Source organism: Halanaerobacter jeridensis (genome assembly GCF_016908315.1).
Lineage (GTDB): Bacteria > Bacillota > Halanaerobiia > Halobacteroidales > Halobacteroidaceae > Halanaerobacter > Halanaerobacter jeridensis.
This window is the reverse complement of sequence record NZ_JAFBDQ010000002.1, coordinates 1-18,033: the sequence shown is the minus strand read 5'-3', so window position 1 is coordinate 18,033 and position 18,033 is coordinate 1. Positions and strand designations below refer to the sequence as shown.

The window sequence follows — 18,033 nt, the reverse complement described above, 5'->3', positions numbered from 1 at the left end:
AATTAAGCTTTCTAAATTATACAAAAAACAAAAAACCTACTGTTCAATACTGACAGTAGGTCGAATAATTTTCGTCGGAATCACCTCGAATATTACATTATAATCTGTTCCCAATTTATTTTTAATTTCATTAGTTAAAAATTTAAAATAAGTAGAGCTTGTTTCCTGAGAAGAATATAAAACTAATAATATTTCTTTACTTTTCGGCTTAATCTCAATTGATACTAACCTATTTTCTAATTGATCACTAAATTGTTGGCGATATACTTTCCGTACGATATCTTCTGGTTTTTCTTTGATCATCTGTTGATAAGTAATTGCTGATAAGGGTAAAGTTAAAATAATTACAGAAACTGTTAAGATAATTAAGCTTCTTTTGATTAACTTTTTAGCAGTAGACGCATACCACCACTGTGGTTTTAACCCTTGATAATAAAAAACAAGAATGATTGCTAATAGTAAAGCAAAAAAGTTCCCTAATAATAGCAATGTAGCCCCTACAATTAAATTAAGATTTCCTAAAGAAATCCCAATTCCAATTGTAGCCATAACTGGAATCAAAGCTGCAGCAATTACTACTCCTACCAATTGCTGTGACTTTACATTTTTGATTAAAGAGTAAGCACCAGCACCTCCAGCAGCTAAAGCAATTAGTAAATCAGGTAAAGTAGGTAACATCCTTACTTTAAGAGCATGATTAACTGCTACATTAGGAATGATCAATCCAAAAATAGCCCCTACTGAAACTGCTATTCCCACTACTGTCATTTCAGCTAAAAAACCTCGCCCCAATAATTTTAAGTCTCCTAAAACAATTCCAATAGCCATAGCAGCAATCGGGCCAAAAACTGGAGCAATAATCATTGAACCTACTATTACTGGAGTATTATTAATTATCAATCCTAAAGATGTAATAATAGCAGCAACTAAAGCTAAAAATATAAGTTGTAGACTCACTTCACTATTATCCCGAGCATAATTAATAATTGTTTCCCTAGCCGATCGATAACTTTCTTGGTCAACTTTTTCTTTATTTCTAGGAATGATAGTGTCAGGAGTAAAGATCATTAAACTACGATGTACATTATTGGTGAAATCAAATTTCCCCTTTAATTTATCGATTATTATATCAACTTTATCATATAATAAATTTATAATTAATAAATCCCCACTATCAGACTCAATCAGTTTATAATCTTCAACCTCCATTCCTAAGTTTTCGATTAATTCTACAGCTTCTTCCCCTTCACCACTGGCAAAGGTTGCATGAATAATTTGCAAATTCAACCCCCCCCAAAATCAATCATAAGATTATATTTAAATACTTAAGTCTGAGATAATTTCTTCACTACAGTTCTTCATTCCTTGTCTAATCTTAACTTTATTTTCTCCAGCAGATAAATAAATTATCCGGCTTGACCTCATACCAGTCTCACGACATATAGGACTAAAAACCTTGAATTTTAAATCCTGCTTATTAAGCTGATATTGACCTTTATAATCTCCAATAGCAAAATCTAAATCAAGGAGGTCAACCCCAATCAGACTGCGGGGCTAACCAAATTTTATAACCTTCAGCGGGGACATAATATAAATCTTTTCTATAAGTTTCAATATCTATAATCCCTTCTAGACTATATCTTCTCCCTTTTAACACTTCATCACCGCTAAAACTAATCATTCAATCTTTCTAAAATTAATTGATATCCTTCAGCACCATAATTCAAATAACGTTTCACACGACTAATGGTAGCACTACTGGCACCAGTTTCATCAGCAATTTGCTCATAAGTAGCTCCTTCATTTAACAATCTAGCTACTTCTAAGCGCTGTCCTAAAGCTTTAATTTCTTTGATTGTACATACATCCTCAAAAAACTTATAACATTCCTCTTTATTTTCTAATTGCAATATGGCTTCAAATAATTGCTCAGTAAATTCATCGCCGAAATTTTCACTCACGTTATTTCACCCCCATAAGTTCTATATAATTATTGTACATTTTTTCAACAGTAATTTAAAGTGTTAAATTACTTTCAGTATATTTCAAGTTTTCTAAACTTATACTTTTTTCTACTAATAAATATTAAAGCAAAAAAATAAAAGAGCCCTGGTATTAAAACACCAGAGCTCAAATATATTACTGAAAATGATCTATCCTCCCAAAAACATATATTTAAGTATAAATAACATTCCTAAGATATAAATAACCCAGTGAACCTCATCACCTTCACCATGGAAAAACTTCATAATTGGATACAAAATAAAACCTAAAGAAATACCTGTTGCAATTGAATAAGTAAAGGGCATAGAAACAATTGTTACAAAACCAGGTACTACTTCAGCCACATTATTCCAATCAATCTCAGTTACATTCTCTAACATAATTGAACCAACAATGATTAATGCTGGTGCTGTAGCTGCTGCAGGTACAATAGAAATAATTGGACTAAAGAAGATTGAAGCAAGAAAACATAAAGCTACAACTACTCCAGTCAGACCTGTTCTACCACCTTGAGCAACTCCAGAAGCTGATTCAACATAAGTAGTAACAGTTGGAGTCCCCATCATTGAACCACCAATTGTTCCAATTGAGTCAGCTAATAATGCTCTATCTGCCTTAGGTAAGTTGCCATCTTCATCTAAAAATCCAGCCTGATGACTCACACCAACTAAAGTTCCTGCTGTATCAAACAAATCAACAAATAAGAAAGCAAATACAATCGTTAAAATACCTGCGTTTAATGCTCCACTAATATCAGCTTTTAATACTACAGGTGCCCAAGTAGAAAAACTTGGCATTTCAACAATTGCTGAAGGCATTTTGGTAATTCCAAATGGCATCCCCAAAACTGTTGTGACAATAATTCCAATTAAAATACTTCCTTTAACATCTTTAGCCATCAACAAACCAGTAATAATAATTCCTACAATTGCTAAGATCGCACTTGGGTCTGTTAAATTTCCCAAAGTTACTAGTGTAGCATCACTATTAACTACTACTCCAGCATTTTGTAGACCAATAAATGCAATAAATAATCCAATCCCAGCACTAACAGCAGACTTTAAGGTCAAAGGCATTGCATTAATAATTGTTTGTCTGACCTTAGTCAAAGTTAAAATCAAGAAAATAACCCCGGAAATAAATACTGCACCTAAAGCCTCCTGCCAACTCAGTCCCATTCCTAAAACAACAGTATAAGTGAAATAAGCATTCAAGCCCATTCCTGGTGCCAAAGCAAATGGATAATTAGCTAAAAGAGCCATACACAATGTAGCAAATGCTGCAGACATTGCTGTAGCAATCATTACTGCTTGAAACGGCATTCCAGTTTCAGAAACAATCCCTGGATTAACAAAAATAATATAAGCCATTGTCATAAATGTTGTAATTCCTGCTACTACCTCAGTTTTAATATCAGTATTATGTTCTTCTAAATTAAAAAATGAATTTAACAGCTTTGTCATATTAATTCCCCTTTCTTAAAATAAAAAACCCCTAAGTTATAATCCCGCTGAGGAATATACTTAGGAGTTAGGATAGAATATAGATAGTCATATCTTTCTTTATACTATCCCGTAGTCGACTAGTTTACGGCTAGTCGGTAGAAACTTCCAGGCCCTATCCCTGGGGTTATACGGAATTATGGTCATTTATTTAATTTTATCTTTTACACATATGATATTAGCATATATATATTTATTTTTCAAGTTCAAGGCTAACTTTTTTTAGACTTGGAAATATTTTGTTCGTGTTTTGTTAATTAAATCCATTTTCGTAATTAATTTTTCTTAATTACTTAGCTTACGCACCTATTGGCCCCTCCGAGTTTTCAAAAAACAGAAAACTCTCCGTGTAGCCCTAGTCGCTCTACTTAGAGCTAAGTAAGTGCCTACGAGTCTAAAAACCAAGACTCTCCGTGTAGCCCACAGCACTTAGCTTTGCAACTAAGTGCTTTACGCATTAAAAATACAATATATTTTGCAAATTGCTGTGATTCCGCAATCTATATGCTGTGCTTTTTGCTTGGTTGCTTTATTCCCACTCAATAGTCGCTGGGGGTTTAGAAGTAATATCATAAACCACACGATTAACTTGTGGTACTTCATTAGTAATAGCAGTCGATATTTTTTCCAATACATCATGAGGGATTCTTGCCCAATCAGCTGTCATAGCATCTTTACTTTTCACTGCTCTTAAGCCAATTGTATAAGAATAAGTCCTCTCATCCCCCATAACTCCTACACTACGCATCGGCGGAAGAACAGCAAAATACTGCCAAATTTCTCGACTCATGCCTGCTTTTTTAACTTCTTCTCTAAAGATAGCATCTGCTTCTTTTAAAATCTCCACTTTTTCAGGTGTGATTTCTCTCAACACTCTAATTCCTAAACCAGGACCTGGGAACGGCTGACGCCAGACAATTTCTTCTGGCAGACCTAATTCTTCTCCTACTTCTCTAACTTCATCTTTGAACAACTCCCGCAGTGGTTCAATTAATTTAAATTCCATATCCTCTGGTAAGCCGCCTACATTATGATGACTTTTAATTGTAGAAGCAGAATCACTACCACCACTTTCAATTACATCAGAATAGATAGTACCCTGTACTAAATATTTAGTATTTCCCACTTTTAAAGCTTCTTCTTCAAAGACTCTAATAAATTCATTACCAATTACTTTCCTCTTTTCTTCAGGATCAGCTACACCTTCTAGCTTAGACAAAAATCTATCCTGTGCTTCTACTGCTACTAAATTCATATCAAATTCTTGCCCAAATGTTTCTTTAACTTCTGCTGCTTCATTTTTTCTCAATAAACCATGGTCTACAAAAATGCAAGTTAACTGCTTACCAATCGCTTTATTTACTAAAGCAGCTGCTACAGAAGAATCTACTCCACCTGATAAACCACAAATTACTTTCTTATCGCCAACTTTTTCTTTGATTTCTGCTACAGTTTCTTCAATAAAGTTAGCTGTAGTCCAATCTCCACTACAGTCACAAACTTGATATAAGAAATTATCTATGATCTCTTCGCCACGTGGTGTATGTACTACTTCCGGATGGAACTGTACTCCATAAAAACCTCGGTCACTATTTCCTACAGCCGCAGCTGGAGAATTATCAGTCGCACCAATAATCTCAAAACCAGTTGGTACTTCTTCTACTCGATCAGCATGACTCATCCAACATTCTAATTCATCATCTAAACCAGCCAAAATACCTTCAGCTTTTTTAATCTCTAACATAGCTCGTCCATATTCTTTATTCTCTGCTCGCTTAACTACTCCATCTAATTCATGACACATTAATTGCATCCCATAACAAATACCCAAAATTGGAACACCTAATTCAAATATTTCATCATCAATTTCTGGAGCACCTTCATCATAAACACTATTAGGCCCGCCAGAAAATACAATCCCTACTGGATCTATCTCTTTTACTCTATCTACATCAATATCATACGGTACTACTTCTGAATAAACATTTCCTTCTCTAATCCTGCGGGCAATTAATTTACTATACTGCCCCCCAAAATCTAAGACTAAGACTACTTCATGATTCACGAAAAATCCCCCTTATAAATTCAGTAATTAGTAATAAGAAAAGAGTGATGAGTAAAAAGTCAAAAGAAAAGTCAAAACCAAAAAGCTATTCAAAATCAAAAAACAACTACCTCTATAAGGCTATTCCTGCTCCCACCATTAAAGTAAGTCTATCATTAGATTATCCAGTAAGTTTTTCTGAGTGGTCTTAAATTTAGGTTATTAATGAGTCTTAACGAAGAACAAATGATTTAAATTTTGGGAGTTTAATTTCCCATTTAATTAAACTGAATTTAAATTATTTGTTCAAGTTTAGACAAATTAACCTAAATTTTTAAACGAAGAAAGACTTGTTGGATAATCTCGAAGCTACACTTTAATAGAAAATACCCAAGTGCAGTTGCAAATTAAGTACACTTGGGCCAAAAAACAGAAAATTGCCCTTCGTAGTCAGTTAGTTTGCGGCTAACTGGTAGAAACTTTTGACCCTTATTGCCAAAGGTATACGAAGATACGAATATATTATTGATTTTTAATTTCCTATTGCTAGTATAATTTAAAAAACGATTAATGTCAAGAGTCAACTAGGCTGCTGTTGATTAATGATATCAGCTATCTTTAAAATAAGCTTTGATCTGTTCCTAACTTATAATGACTCATCTGCAATTTATCCATAATCGGTAAATCATAAGGACAAAAATCTTCACATTTGCCACATTCTATACACTGATCAGCCTGTACTTCTAAAGCAGCATATTCTCTTTTGGCCCGCTCTTGATTTTCAAACCAAAAACGCAGTCTATCTCTAAGAGCAAACTTTTCTGGATTACGCGGTTTACCATCTCTCATCTGGCGGTCATAATACCCTTCTAGTTTGAATATTTCTTTAATATCAATCCCTTCTGGGCAATCATAACATTCATCACACTGACGACAGATATAATCGCCTAGTTCATCTGCTTCAGCAAACAATTCTTCTTTTTCTTCTTCAGACATCGGAGTAAAGTCTTTAGCATAGCTAATATCTTCCTGCACCATATTCATAGTATTCATACCTGTAACTACGATAGATACCGGCAGTGAAAACGCATAGCGGAAAGCTTGTTGGGCAGAACGCCACAAGAAACCATCAGCAAGTGGCTTCATCAGCACTAAGCCAATATCGTTCTCATTAGCTAAAGGCATTAACTCTCCCTCTAATTTAGGAAAATTAAAGCGGTCAAAGTAATTAAAAGTAGCCATTACTACATCAAATTCATCTGTCTTTACTGCTTCAATCAACACATCAGGCTGACCGTGCATAGAAATACCAATATGTCCAATTTTACCTTCTTCCTGTAGTTCTTTAGCTGCTTCTAAAGCACCACCGGGAGCTAATATTTTTTCTAACTCTTCTTGAGTTTCAACATGATGCATAAATAAGACATCTAAATAATCAGTCTGCAGGCGCTCTAAACTCTCTTCTACTTCTTCTTTTGCTTCTTGTTTATTTCGTTTAGGCGTCTTACTGGCTAAAACTATTTCCTCTCTTCTGTCTGCTATTATCGGGCCAATCTTTCTTTCTGATTCACCATGCCCATATTCTGCGGCAGTTTCTATGTAATTGCCACCGTGGTCTAAATAATAATTTAATAAATCTTGAGCCTCTTTTGTAGGAATCTCTAGTAAATGAAATCCACCAAAGCCTAATAAGCTAACTTCTAAATCTGTTCTTCCTAATCTTCTCTTTTCCATTTTATCCCTCCATAAAAAGCTAAAATTAATTACAATAATGACTTCTCATATCAATATTATTCTAATTAGTTATTTTTTCTCCTGGGTTAGAATATTATTATTTCAACTTAAATGTTCGTGAATATCATTTATCTTCTCTTTTAAATTTAATTCTTCTCTTTCAAAGCTATAGCGTTTACGCTCAATATAATCTAATACTAAAATTACATCTTGAATCACTTGCTCATCAGAAATATTTTCTTTGATTATCTGCCGTGAATCAGCCTTTAAACTAACCCCATATTTAGTCTTAATCAATTGGTTCAAACAGTTATATAACTCATTATCCGAATCTGCCTTTTGTATTTGCTCGTAAATCTGTTTTAATCTATCATCTTTCTGACTCAAATATTTCTTAACTATCAACACCATAATCATCAGTAAAATAAAGAAGGTTAAAATTACTAAACTCCACTTCACATAGCTCTTCTTAATCTTTAAAGTATAATAATCATCCGTCTTTTCTTCCTGTACATTAATTTGCCTGACTTCTACCGTTTCTAATTCTTCTTTATTATTGCTCTTAGTACTATCATCCGCAGCAGACTGTTCTGTACTACTATCTTTCTGCGGTCCTCCTGTCACTTCAATCTCTTGTCCTTTTAAAGTAGCATATTCATAACTTTCTGTTTGGGGATTGAAATAAGGAATTTTAATTTCAGGAAATTTAAGCGTGCCTCCTTTTTGCGGCACTATAATTATCTCAAAATCTTTTTTACTATAGTATTGACCATTTTGGAGTTGATTATCACTATCTTTTGCTGTTTCATATATTTCATAATTTTCTTTATTTGCTTTAATTAACTGATTTAAATTATCTAAATTACAAGTTCCTTCTGCCGTAACCTGCCAACTCACAGAATCTCCATATTTCACTTTCTCAGCAGATGATTTAGCTTTTAGCTCTAATTGGCCTACTAAACCAGAAAAATCAGTTGGTTGTCCTTTTTCCGGTAAAGAAATAACTTTAATCTTTTGCTGTTGTGTCTGTAAGTATTTAGCCTGGACTGAATTAAAAAAATCATCACTACTAATATTTACTTGAAAATTAAAGCTCGGAACCTTGAGTTCTCCTGTTTTAGTCGGAGTTAAAATAACTTTAGCTACCTCATATTTTATATATTTTTTTCCAGCAATCCGAGCATAATCTGCTTTTAACTCTTCTTTAATTTTCTTAGCAATAAAATTATCAAAATTAGGATTTTCTCTAAAACCATAATCTTGCACCCGATAACGAGAAAATAAATTATAATGTAAGACTACTTGTTCTCCAAAATAAACTTTCTCCTTTTCTAATTTAGTCTCAATAAATAAAGATCCGCGGTCTTGTTTATCCTCCATATTTCTTTCTTTAACCTCAACTGTTAATTGATTAGTCTTGTATTCTCGACCTTGATATTCAACTATACCTTGCAGCGAAAAAGTTCCTGTTTTCTCGAGCATGATTTGATAATGATATTTTTTTAAATGAGTAGTCTTGAAATTTACAATTTGAGTTTGAGTTGTAGAACCCTGTGATAAAACTTCAAAGTTATCGAGTCCTTTGATTTTAGGTTTTCCAGCTCCTTTAGCATTTTTTACTGTTAGTAACAACTGCGTACTAACTCCAGGCTGCAGCTTAGTATTGCCAATATCTAACTTAAACTGCGGTTCTTCAGCCAGCACTGTTCCCGCAGCTAGATAGCAAATCATTAAAGTTAATATTAAAATGTTTAAGCTTTTCCTCATTTCTCCACCCTCCTTCAAACTTCGCCGCTATTAACTCTACCAATCTTGACTGTTATCATCTTTTTGCTGCTGTTCATCTTTTACTTTTTGGTTATTCTTAAGACTATCTTCCTCTTCCTGCTCGAGCATTCTAAGAATTTTTAAGGCTTCTTTTAATTTTTTTTCGTCAATTTTCTGTTTCTTCTGCTCTCCTGGTTTAGCTTGCTGCTGAGAAGACTTTTTCTGCTTCTGATTCTCTTTATCAGCAGACTGACTTTTATTATTCTGCTGCTTACTTTTTTGCTGTTCTTTATTTTGCGAATTTTTACTTTCATCTTGCTGCTGTTGATCTTGATTGTTATTTTGTTGTGACTCTTGTTTTTCCTTATCTTGTTTATTCTTTTCCTGCTCTTGATTTTGTTTATTGTTTTGCTTAGACTTATCCTTAGACTTAGACTCAGACTTAGACTTATCCTTTTTCTGCGACTGTTCTTTTTGCTCTTGGTCTTGCTTAGACTCAGGCTTAGACTTATCCTTATTTTTCTTCTGCTCTTGCTGTAATTTTTCTAATAACTGCTTAGTAAATTCATAATTAAACTTCAATTTTTCTGCTTGAGGATACTCTTTAATCCCCTGCTGATAAGTATCAACTGCCTGTTGATAGAACTTCATCTTTTTCTGCAGTGATTTTTGTTGATCTCCACTCTTTTTATAGGCATTACCCAAGTTTAAATAACGATTTAAGCTAGCAGCTGATTTTTGATAATGTTTAGCTGCTGACTCATATTCTTCTAATTGATAGAAACTATTAGCCGCATTATAATGCAGCTTAGGATTGGCAGAATCAGACTTTAAAGCCTGCTGATATTTTTTAACTGCTTCTTTATACTTCCCGCTTTGATATAATTGATTACCTGCTTTAAAAAACTGTCTTGCTTGCTCTTCACTTTGACAACCAATCATAGTAATTATTAAGAACAACATCAGACCCACAATCAAAATTCTTTTCATCATTTCTCACCTCGCTCAGGCAAGAAATAACCAATCAACAATAATCCTGCTCCTAAAAAGTATTGATATAATTGCCTAAACTTCTTAATTCTATCTGTACCTAATTTTCTTTTTTGCAGCTGTTCAATTTGCTCAATCAATTTATCAATCGCTCGATTTTGCAAATCCAGTCGATAAAATTTTCCGCTGCCCTGCCCGGCAATCTTCTCTAACGTGGCTTGCTTTAATTTAGAATTAACATACTGCCCTGTATTATCTTTTTTATAGCCAACTTTCTCTCCTTGAGCATTATATTGAGGAATCAAACCGCCTTGCTTAGTTCCAACACCAACTGTATAAATTTTGGTATTCTTAATCTTACGAGCAGCTTTAATTCCTTCCGGATTATGTACTTCCCCATCACTAAAAATTACAATCACTTTTTCCCCTTGAGCTGAGCGGTCAAAAGAATTCTTAGCTAAATTAATAGCTGCAGCTATATCTGTCCCACCGCCTGCTATCATATTAGTATCAATAACTTCTAAAAACATTTTAGCTAAATGATAATCACTGGTCAGCGGCATTTGAATATAGGCATCAGAGGAAAAAGGAATGAATCCGACTCTATCTCCATCTAAAGAATCAATTAACTGTTCGATTCCTTTCTTGGCCCGCTGTAGTCGACTCGGTTTTACATCTTGGGCCAACATACTTTTAGAAGTGTCGACTACTAGATAAATATCAAGTCCTTTCTGTTCAACTTCCTGATAACCTTCTAACATCTGCGGTCCTAATAAAGAAAAAACTATTAATCCCAACCCTAGAACAATCAAGGCCGGCTTTAAAATCTTAAATTTATATTTTAAACCCCACTGCAATTGCTCGATAATTCTATCCCGTTTACGGTAGGCAAAAACTAAGGTTATTAAAACTAACAGCGGGATTAGACAATACACAGCATTGCTTAGTTCACTAAATTCAACTTGACTCCAGTCCATATTTTGATGCCTCCTCACTCTCTCCTACTCACTAAATTACGGTATTTTCAGGAATAAATAGCGGTCTAAGAAGATTCCCACTAAGATAAATAATAATGCTGCCTTAATAAAGCCATAAGCTAATTCATGATACTGAAAATAATTATTATCCTTAAACTCTGTTTTTTCTAACTTATTTATTTTATTAAATATCTCTTGTAATGCATCTTTATCTTTAGCTCTAAAATACTTACCACCAGTCTGCTGGGCAATATCAGTTAATAATTCTTCATCCAGACCACCTTCGTACTTCCGATAGCGCGTTTGGCCCATTACTTCTACAGGCAAAATAGTTTCATTACTACCCACACCAATCGTATACACCTTAATATCCATTTCTTGAGCTAAGCCGGCAGCAGTAGTAGGATTTATCTGCCCGGCATTATTTTCTCCATCAGTTAATAAGATAATTACTTTCGACTCAGCATCACTCTTTTTTAAGCGGTTAACTGCAATCGAAATCCCCATCCCAATCGCGGTCCCTTCTTGATTAACATCACTAGTAGTTATTTTCTCTAAAGATCTTTCTAAAATATTATGATCTAAAGTAAGGGGAATCCTGGTATAAGCCGTACCAGAAAAGATAACTAATCCTAAACGATCAGTAGGTCGTTTAGTAATAAAATTATTGGCTACTTTTTTAGCCACCTCTAAGCGATTAGGGTCAAAATCTACTGAACGCATACTTTCAGACACATCTAAAGTCAAAACAATATCTAGCCCTTCTTTCTTGATATTTTTTAATCTTTCGCCTGATTGCGGTCGAGCTAACGCTACAACTAATAATATCAACCCGATTAAGATTAAATATTTACCGATTTTATGTTTGTAAGTCTTTTTTATTCCCGTATCTTCAAATAACTGCAGACTCGAAAATTTAAGTTGGCCCTGCCCTTGAGTTTTAAAAAATATATAAATGATAACTGGAATTAGTAATAGCCAGTACCAGTGTAAAAATCTAAACATCATTTCACCACCTGTTCCTGCTTTTCGATTTCGTCTACTATTTTCTTTAATTCAGCTGCTAATTTCTCTTGCTCTTCTCCATCAGCTTCTGCTGTAGTATATTTATAATAATCAACCTGCTGCAGCCAATCTTCTAATGCTGCTAAGTGCTCTTCTAAAGCAGAAATTTCTTCTACCTCTGCTATAATCTCAGTCGAAGTCTTACCGATAATCCGGCAGTTAAAAGTCTGTTCTAAATAACGTTTTAAGGCATAAGTTAATGCCACAAAATAATCCTCAGCTTCAGCTGCTGCAGTTAATCGCTGCTGGAAGGATTGATAAGGTGTTACTTCTTCTTGCGCCCTATTCTTCCACCACTGCCAGATGTAATAACTAGCAATGATAATAACGAGAGCTCCCAGCACATACAACAAATAGCTCCACTGCCATTTGAAGTCGGGTTCTTGAACCTTTAAATCTCCTGCAAATACTTTCTGCCGCTCTTTATATTTATCAAGAGTCGACTTAACATCAATTCTAATCTTTTTATCTCCTAACTGCACAACTTTTTGGCCCAGTGCAAAAGTTCTAACAGTTAATTGATAACCACTTTCCTGCTGCTCTAAATCAACTATTTCAAACTCACTAAACTTCTCTTTAATCTCCTCTGGTGCTACATTACCTGCAATTTGTAGTTTGATTAAATCACCAATATAAATATCACGCTGTTCTGCTTGACTTAGCCCACTCATAGTTCCCAACAACAACAAACATAATAGACCAATTAGTAGGATTTTATTTACTCTCATTTGCCCATTCTCCTTTTGAAGAATTGCTGTAAGGGAATCACAAAATCTTGATCAGTATAAATATCAATTAAATTTCTTTGGGGAAGATTGGCATTAGATTTTAATTCTTGAGCCTCTCTTAAATTATCTACCACAATAGTCTCCCCTGTTTCTAAATCCTCAAACTCAAAAATAGCCCCCTGCGGTAGTTTCTCTTCTCCTTTATCTAATACTCTAATCAACACTAAGTCATGTTTTTGATCAGTGATTTGTAACTCCTTTTGATAATCTTTAGTTAAAAAATCAGAAATTAAAAAGACAATACTCCGTTTCTTTTCAACCTTATTAAAATACTCTAAAGCTTGAGCAATATCTGTCCCCTGATGCTCGGGAGTAAAATCTAATATTTCTTCAATAATTGCTAAGACATGCTTCTTTCCCTTACCTGAAGGAATCATTTCTTCAACTTGGTCAGTAAATAAAATACTGCCCACACGGTCATTATTTTGAATCGCTGAAAAAGCCAAAGTCGCTCCTATTTCAGCAATTAATTCTTTCTTCTGCCCAAAATTAGTTGAGTTAGACATATCAATCAATAAAAACATATTGAGTTCCCGTTCTTCTTGAAACTGTTTAACATAAGGTTTATTCTGCCGCGCGGTAACATTCCAATCAATCGTCCGCACATCATCACCAGGATAATATTCTCTAATTTCTTTGAATTCTAACCCTTTGCCCTTAAACGTTGATTTATATTCACCCGAAAAAATCTCTTCGACTAATTTATTGGACTTAATCTCTATTTTACGAATCTTATCAATCAGATCTTGAGAAATCATACTCACACCTCCAGAACCTCATTTTAGCTGTCTGACTTTCACTCATTACTGATTACTAGTTACTATTTACTGTAGTTTACGGCAGATTAACGCTCTCCAAAATATCATAAATAATATCTTCCTGCGTCACCCCTTCTGCTTCGGCTTCATAACTCAGTAAAATCCGGTGTCTTAAGACATCATAAACTACTTCTTTGATATCTTCAGGCACTACATAACCCCGCCCTTCTAAAAATGCTTTTCCTTTAGCTGCTAAAATTAGATTAATTGAAGCTCGCGGTGAAGCTCCACAAGAAATATATTCTGAATCTTCTCTAGTCTTGAAGATAATATCTAAGACATAATCTTTTAAATTCTCATCAACATAAATATCTTTTACTAACTCCTGTAGTTCTAAAATCTCTTCTTTAGTAACTATTTTCTTTAAAGTAAATTTATCTAAATTATTTTTTCCTGTTGTCGTAAAGCGATTAATAATCTCTTTCTCTTCCTGCTTAGCTGGATAATCAATCGTTAGTTTCAACATGAAACGATCCTGCTGTGCTTCTGGTAGTGGATATGTACCCTGCTGTTCTAAAGGATTTTGCGTTGCTAATACGAAAAATGGTTTGTCCAAAGTATATGTCTCATCGCCAATCGTAACCTGCTTTTCCTGCATCGCTTCTAATAATGCTGACTGTACCTTCGCCGGAGCTCGATTAATCTCATCTGCTAGAATCAGATTACTGAAAATTGGCCCTTTTTCTGTGGTGAATTCTCCTGCGTTATGGTTATAAATTTCTGTTCCTACCACATCTGCCGGTAATAAATCAGGCGTAAACTGAATCCGTTTATAGTCTATTCCCAATATCCGAGCCGTAATATTAGCCGTTAAAGATTTAGCTAAATCTGGTACTCCTTCTAAGAGAATATGTCCCCCTGTAAAAATAGCAATTAAAATGCGGTCCACCATATACTCTTGGCCAATAATTACTTTACCAATCTCTGCTTTGATTTCCTCTACTACTGCTGCTTTGTCCTGCACTTTTTCATTTATTTGATTCTTCTCCATTTAAAATGCCTCCTTTAAAAAATAATTAATACCCCTTTAAATTATTCTATTTATCCCTTGATTTTCCTTTTTTAAGATATAGAAATTAATCTAATCTCTGACTCAATAATTATTTTAAAGTTAATTTGTGAAAATTTTGTGAGCAAAATTGGAAATTTGATTAAAAAGAAAAAATCGCCTTGCGGCGACCAATATAATTTCTAGTTTTTGTCCTTTACTATTCCTTGAGAATACTCTGTCCAGGATCCACAATTTCAATTTGTCCTCCGTTAGAACAAGTTAAGGTAGAACCTTCTAATAAAGCAGGATGCTGACCAACCTTGACGTCTTTTTTTACTTTAGTCCATGGTGAAGGCAAATTAGGCACACAAGAATTTTTAGGATCTTTGCAATACCCAAAAGAGGGCACATTAGTCATTGGCTGATGGTCCATAATATTTGCAATTAAATTACCGCAAACTTTGGCATTATGACCAGATACCACTTGTAAATTACTTGTTCGACCACCACAACTGCATTTTAACACTGCTCCAGAACAAACATACAGTTGGGCACCTCCATTAGAACTGTCATTAGCTTTTTCTTGATTATTATTTTTATCCTGTTTCTCTTTAGTCCCCTTATTACTACTACTTGCAACTTTTCCACTAGCTCCACTTGCTTTTGCTGGACTGCCCACTGCTTCACTTTGCTGCTTAGTTTTAGCTTGGCCCTGTTCTTTATCATGAGGAAAAACTATTACCTCTTGATCATGAATCCATAGAAAATCATTCTTAATTCTATTCTCTTCTTTTAAAAATTTATTTTCCTTTAATGCTAAGACCTCACTAATACCAGCTCTTGTACCTGTGTCAGTACTAACAATTTGCCCATTTTCTATAAAATAAAGAGGCTTTTTTTCTATCCATAATCCATAATCTCCTTCTTTAAACCCTTCAATACATACTGCTTTAGATTTTTCCTCTCCATTATAATAAGTAATAATTAAATTTCCCTCAGTATCTTTCCTAAATTCATATTTACTTGTCTTCTGAATATATGATGCTTTCGTTTTTTTCATTTTTTCTCACCTCTTTAAATTAATCATCAACACTATAAGACAAATACCAATTTCCTTCTAAATGCCGTAGTTTATAAAAAGCTAGCGGTTTATCTTTAGCCCGTTCTTTCTGATAGGCTTGATCCAAATTTTTTACTACATCCAAATGAGAAGGTACTGGTTCTTCCCAATACTTATAACCTTTAGCTGCTCCTGTAATACTAAGACCAACAGAATAAGCAGTCATGGAAATACTTTGCTGTTTGTTATAAGATTTCATTTGTTTTACATTAAGTTTTTCAAATAAACGTTGATACTCTTTTTTTCTCTTTTCCGCTGATTTATATCTGCTCAAAGCTAATCAAAATTAACAAATGAGTAGATTACAGCGTTAACACCAAAGTTACAGTGTTCTTATCCACGAACCCTATCTTAAAGAAGACTCGGGTGTGCTTTTTAAACTACTTTTCTCTTAATTTCATAGTCCCAGCTATCTTTAAGCAGTTTAACAAATTCATAATCACTATTTATTTTAATTGGATTACAGAGTTTAGAAAGATTAGTACATTTCTGCTCTTGATAATTGGGACTTAATCTTAAAATATTTCTAGCTCCATTAATATCGGAATTTATTGCTAAATCATTGCTGTTATCAACATATAACCCCCGTTTAACTCGCTTACCTGAATAATTGTAGTTTTTCAACAATTTCTTGTAAGCATCAATTAAACGCTGATATTCTTGATACTCAATATCAGATTCAGTCTTATCTTGTTGATGTTTTAAATCTTTAATCTGTTTTTGTAATGATTTAGCTTTATAAACTTCTTTAGTAAATGAATTAGATTTTGATGTACACCCTTCATCAACAACTGTCACTTCAATTCCAAAATCTTGTGCTTTGTACTCTAGATATTCTAATAATTTAATGAATGGAATTTGGATAAAATTTTGCTTTGTTTTTTTCTGCATATTGCAATTACCATTGTTTTTCAGTTCATTAAGAGTATATGATATAACCAGCTCAGTTACATTATGGTTATCTAGGTATTCCAACATTCTTTTACTGACTTTATGAAATTGGTCATAGAAAAACCTATTTCTCTTTTCGAAGAGAAAATTTATATATTTTCTTAAATATTTCTTTTTAGCTTTAGATTCTAGAGTATCAATAGTGTTAGACAATTTAGCTATTTGTCGATTGAATTGACTATTATAGTTCTTGAACTTCTTACCATCTACTATCAGACTCGGACTATCTTTATCCTCTATATAAACTGCTGCTAGATTATTAACCCCTATATCTAAACCTGCAATCTTATGCGGTTTATTATTTTGTACCTTTTTATTATGATGATAAGTAACTAATAAGTACAATTCACCATTAGAATACTGTAAATTAATAGATTGAATGTTATTTAGGTCACCATACACTAACTGTTTTAGCTTTTGCTGATTAACTCTTATATATTGTCTGCCTCTATCATGATCTAGAGTGATACCTAATTTGTCTTTACCTTTCTTTAAATAAGAAAGTCCTAGACCTTTATCATTATCAATTAAAAGAGTATAGTGATTTAGTGAAGATAAGCTTTTAGGTTTGGGCGGTTTTGCTTTTCTATCACTATTTTTATTTTTGGTATAAAAAGATTGGAAATTACCTTTTACTTTTCTGATAGTCATCACAAGATTATCTTTTTTAAGTTGTTTTCCAACTTTAATTAAATCCTGCATTAGATCATGATCCTTATATTTTTCTTTCATATAAGCTACTTTTTCAGCATATTTCCCACCTTTGGTATCTCTAATTACTGCTCTCATTACATAGGGATTAGAAATCAAATTTTTATCTCCAATCTCTTGTTTATAGTCTTGCTCTAGTAAAATAAGCAGCATATTTTCAAAATGTCGGGTTAGATATACCTTCTCAATTGCAAATTCTTTAAAATCTTGATCTTTGATTAATATTTTGCTTGTGCGCAGCATCTATTCTTCTCCTTTAACTTTAATATGTTTAATCAATAGTAAATAACTCTTTATTACTTGTCTTTATCTTTTTCAATTTATGACTGCGACTTCCATATAATTTAGCTGAAAATACTGTAATAATTGACAATACATCCTCTACTAATTCTTCTTGATAACTTTTATCTTCAGTATGATTTATTATTTCAATTTTGACATCATTTAGTTCGCACATCTGTTCAAACATTTCATAACCAAATCTGATAAGTCTATCTTTATAATTAACTACAATTCTTCCAATTTCCCTACTTTCAATTAATTTAATAAGTTCTTTAAGTCCTTTTTTCTT

Annotated in this window: 17 protein-coding genes and 2 riboswitches; all 17 genes read right to left on the bottom strand. The window is 33.4% G+C overall.

Features of this window, described 5'->3' with window-relative positions:
- Nucleotides 1–36: 36 nt before the first annotated feature.
- Nucleotides 37–1,287, bottom strand: a complete 1,251-nt coding sequence (locus JOC47_RS01830; protein ID WP_239550867.1) for a TIGR00341 family protein — start codon at nt 1,285–1,287, stop codon at nt 37–39.
- A 244-nt stretch (nt 1,288–1,531) separates the two neighbouring features.
- A complete protein-coding gene (locus tag JOC47_RS01825) occupies nt 1,532–1,681 on the bottom strand; it encodes a hypothetical protein (protein ID WP_204700276.1) in 150 nt (49 codons plus the stop codon).
- Nucleotides 1,674–1,961, bottom strand: a complete 288-nt coding sequence (locus tag JOC47_RS01820) for a YerC/YecD family TrpR-related protein (RefSeq protein ID WP_204700275.1) — start codon at nt 1,959–1,961, stop codon at nt 1,674–1,676. The genes JOC47_RS01825 and JOC47_RS01820 overlap by 8 nt, the downstream gene beginning before the upstream one ends.
- Nucleotides 1,962–2,153: 192 nt before the next feature.
- Nucleotides 2,154–3,467 (bottom strand): NCS2 family permease, encoded by a 1,314-nt coding sequence (locus JOC47_RS01815; protein ID WP_204700274.1) that lies wholly within the window; start codon nt 3,465–3,467, stop codon nt 2,154–2,156.
- 92 nt (nt 3,468–3,559) lie between these two features.
- Nucleotides 3,560–3,661, bottom strand: a riboswitch (purine riboswitch).
- 374 nt (nt 3,662–4,035) lie between these two features.
- The gene (gene guaA, locus JOC47_RS01810; RefSeq protein WP_204700273.1) at nt 4,036–5,571 is read right to left on the bottom strand and encodes a glutamine-hydrolyzing GMP synthase; all 1,536 of its coding nucleotides are present in this window, start codon (nt 5,569–5,571) and stop codon (nt 4,036–4,038) included.
- A gap of 406 nt (nt 5,572–5,977) precedes the next feature.
- Nucleotides 5,978–6,079, bottom strand: a riboswitch (purine riboswitch).
- 89 nt (nt 6,080–6,168) lie between these two features.
- A complete protein-coding gene (locus JOC47_RS01805) occupies nt 6,169–7,284 on the bottom strand; it encodes an aldo/keto reductase (RefSeq protein WP_204700272.1) in 1,116 nt (371 codons plus the stop codon).
- Between the two features lie 102 nt (nt 7,285–7,386).
- Nucleotides 7,387–9,051 (bottom strand): BatD family protein, encoded by a 1,665-nt coding sequence (locus tag JOC47_RS01800; protein ID WP_204700271.1) that lies wholly within the window; start codon nt 9,049–9,051, stop codon nt 7,387–7,389.
- A gap of 36 nt (nt 9,052–9,087) precedes the next feature.
- On the bottom strand, nt 9,088–10,044 hold the full coding sequence (locus JOC47_RS01795; protein ID WP_204700270.1) for a tetratricopeptide repeat protein: 957 nt from the start codon (nt 10,042–10,044) through the stop codon (nt 9,088–9,090).
- A complete protein-coding gene (locus tag JOC47_RS01790) occupies nt 10,041–11,018 on the bottom strand; it encodes a VWA domain-containing protein (protein ID WP_204700269.1) in 978 nt (325 codons plus the stop codon). The genes JOC47_RS01795 and JOC47_RS01790 overlap by 4 nt, the downstream gene beginning before the upstream one ends.
- A 36-nt stretch (nt 11,019–11,054) precedes the next feature.
- Entirely contained in the window at nt 11,055–12,023 is a 969-nt protein-coding gene (locus JOC47_RS01785) for a VWA domain-containing protein (protein WP_204700268.1), read from the bottom strand.
- Nucleotides 12,023–12,811, bottom strand: a complete 789-nt coding sequence (locus JOC47_RS01780; protein WP_204700267.1) for a hypothetical protein — start codon at nt 12,809–12,811, stop codon at nt 12,023–12,025. Before JOC47_RS01780 ends, JOC47_RS01785 begins: the two co-directional genes overlap by 1 nt.
- Nucleotides 12,808–13,629 (bottom strand): DUF58 domain-containing protein, encoded by an 822-nt coding sequence (locus JOC47_RS01775; protein ID WP_204700266.1) that lies wholly within the window; start codon nt 13,627–13,629, stop codon nt 12,808–12,810. The genes JOC47_RS01780 and JOC47_RS01775 overlap by 4 nt, the downstream gene beginning before the upstream one ends.
- Nucleotides 13,630–13,705: 76 nt before the next feature.
- A complete protein-coding gene (locus JOC47_RS01770; RefSeq protein WP_204700265.1) occupies nt 13,706–14,680 on the bottom strand; it encodes an AAA family ATPase in 975 nt (324 codons plus the stop codon).
- A 217-nt stretch (nt 14,681–14,897) separates the two neighbouring features.
- Complete coding sequence (locus tag JOC47_RS01765) at nt 14,898–15,740, bottom strand: DUF4280 domain-containing protein (protein WP_204700264.1); 843 nt, start codon at nt 15,738–15,740, stop codon at nt 14,898–14,900.
- 19 nt (nt 15,741–15,759) lie between these two features.
- Complete coding sequence (locus JOC47_RS01760; protein WP_204700263.1) at nt 15,760–15,999, bottom strand: hypothetical protein; 240 nt, start codon at nt 15,997–15,999, stop codon at nt 15,760–15,762.
- Nucleotides 16,000–16,175: 176 nt separating this feature from the next.
- Nucleotides 16,176–17,705: a transposase gene (locus tag JOC47_RS01755; RefSeq protein ID WP_204700262.1), complete on the bottom strand. Its 1,530-nt coding sequence runs from the start codon at nt 17,703–17,705 to the stop codon at nt 16,176–16,178.
- Nucleotides 17,706–17,733: 28 nt separating this feature from the next.
- The coding region (locus JOC47_RS01750; RefSeq protein WP_204700261.1) for a recombinase family protein at nt 17,734–18,033 on the bottom strand (300 nt) is incomplete at its 5' end.

Bases quoted from the DNA above. Each gene is read 5' to 3' on its own strand.
- JOC47_RS01825 (WP_204700276.1), bottom strand. From the start codon at position 1,681: ATGATTAGTTTTAGCGGTGATGAAGTGTTAAAAGGGAGAAGATATAGT.
- JOC47_RS01815 (WP_204700274.1), bottom strand. From the start codon at position 3,467: ATGACAAAGCTGTTAAATTCATTTTTTAATTTAGAAGAACATAATACT.
- JOC47_RS01805 (WP_204700272.1), bottom strand. From the start codon at position 7,284: ATGGAAAAGAGAAGATTAGGAAGAACAGATTTAGAAGTTAGCTTATTA.
- JOC47_RS01800 (WP_204700271.1), bottom strand. From the start codon at position 9,051: ATGAGGAAAAGCTTAAACATTTTAATATTAACTTTAATGATTTGCTAT.
- JOC47_RS01795 (WP_204700270.1), bottom strand. From the start codon at position 10,044: ATGATGAAAAGAATTTTGATTGTGGGTCTGATGTTGTTCTTAATAATT.
- JOC47_RS01790 (WP_204700269.1), bottom strand. From the start codon at position 11,018: ATGGACTGGAGTCAAGTTGAATTTAGTGAACTAAGCAATGCTGTGTAT.
- JOC47_RS01785 (WP_204700268.1), bottom strand. From the start codon at position 12,023: ATGTTTAGATTTTTACACTGGTACTGGCTATTACTAATTCCAGTTATC.
- JOC47_RS01780 (WP_204700267.1), bottom strand. From the start codon at position 12,811: ATGAGAGTAAATAAAATCCTACTAATTGGTCTATTATGTTTGTTGTTG.
- JOC47_RS01775 (WP_204700266.1), bottom strand. From the start codon at position 13,629: ATGATTTCTCAAGATCTGATTGATAAGATTCGTAAAATAGAGATTAAG.
- JOC47_RS01770 (WP_204700265.1), bottom strand. From the start codon at position 14,680: ATGGAGAAGAATCAAATAAATGAAAAAGTGCAGGACAAAGCAGCAGTA.
- JOC47_RS01765 (WP_204700264.1), bottom strand. From the start codon at position 15,740: ATGAAAAAAACGAAAGCATCATATATTCAGAAGACAAGTAAATATGAA.
- JOC47_RS01760 (WP_204700263.1), bottom strand. From the start codon at position 15,999: ATGAAATCTTATAACAAACAGCAAAGTATTTCCATGACTGCTTATTCT.
- JOC47_RS01755 (WP_204700262.1), bottom strand. From the start codon at position 17,705: ATGCTGCGCACAAGCAAAATATTAATCAAAGATCAAGATTTTAAAGAA.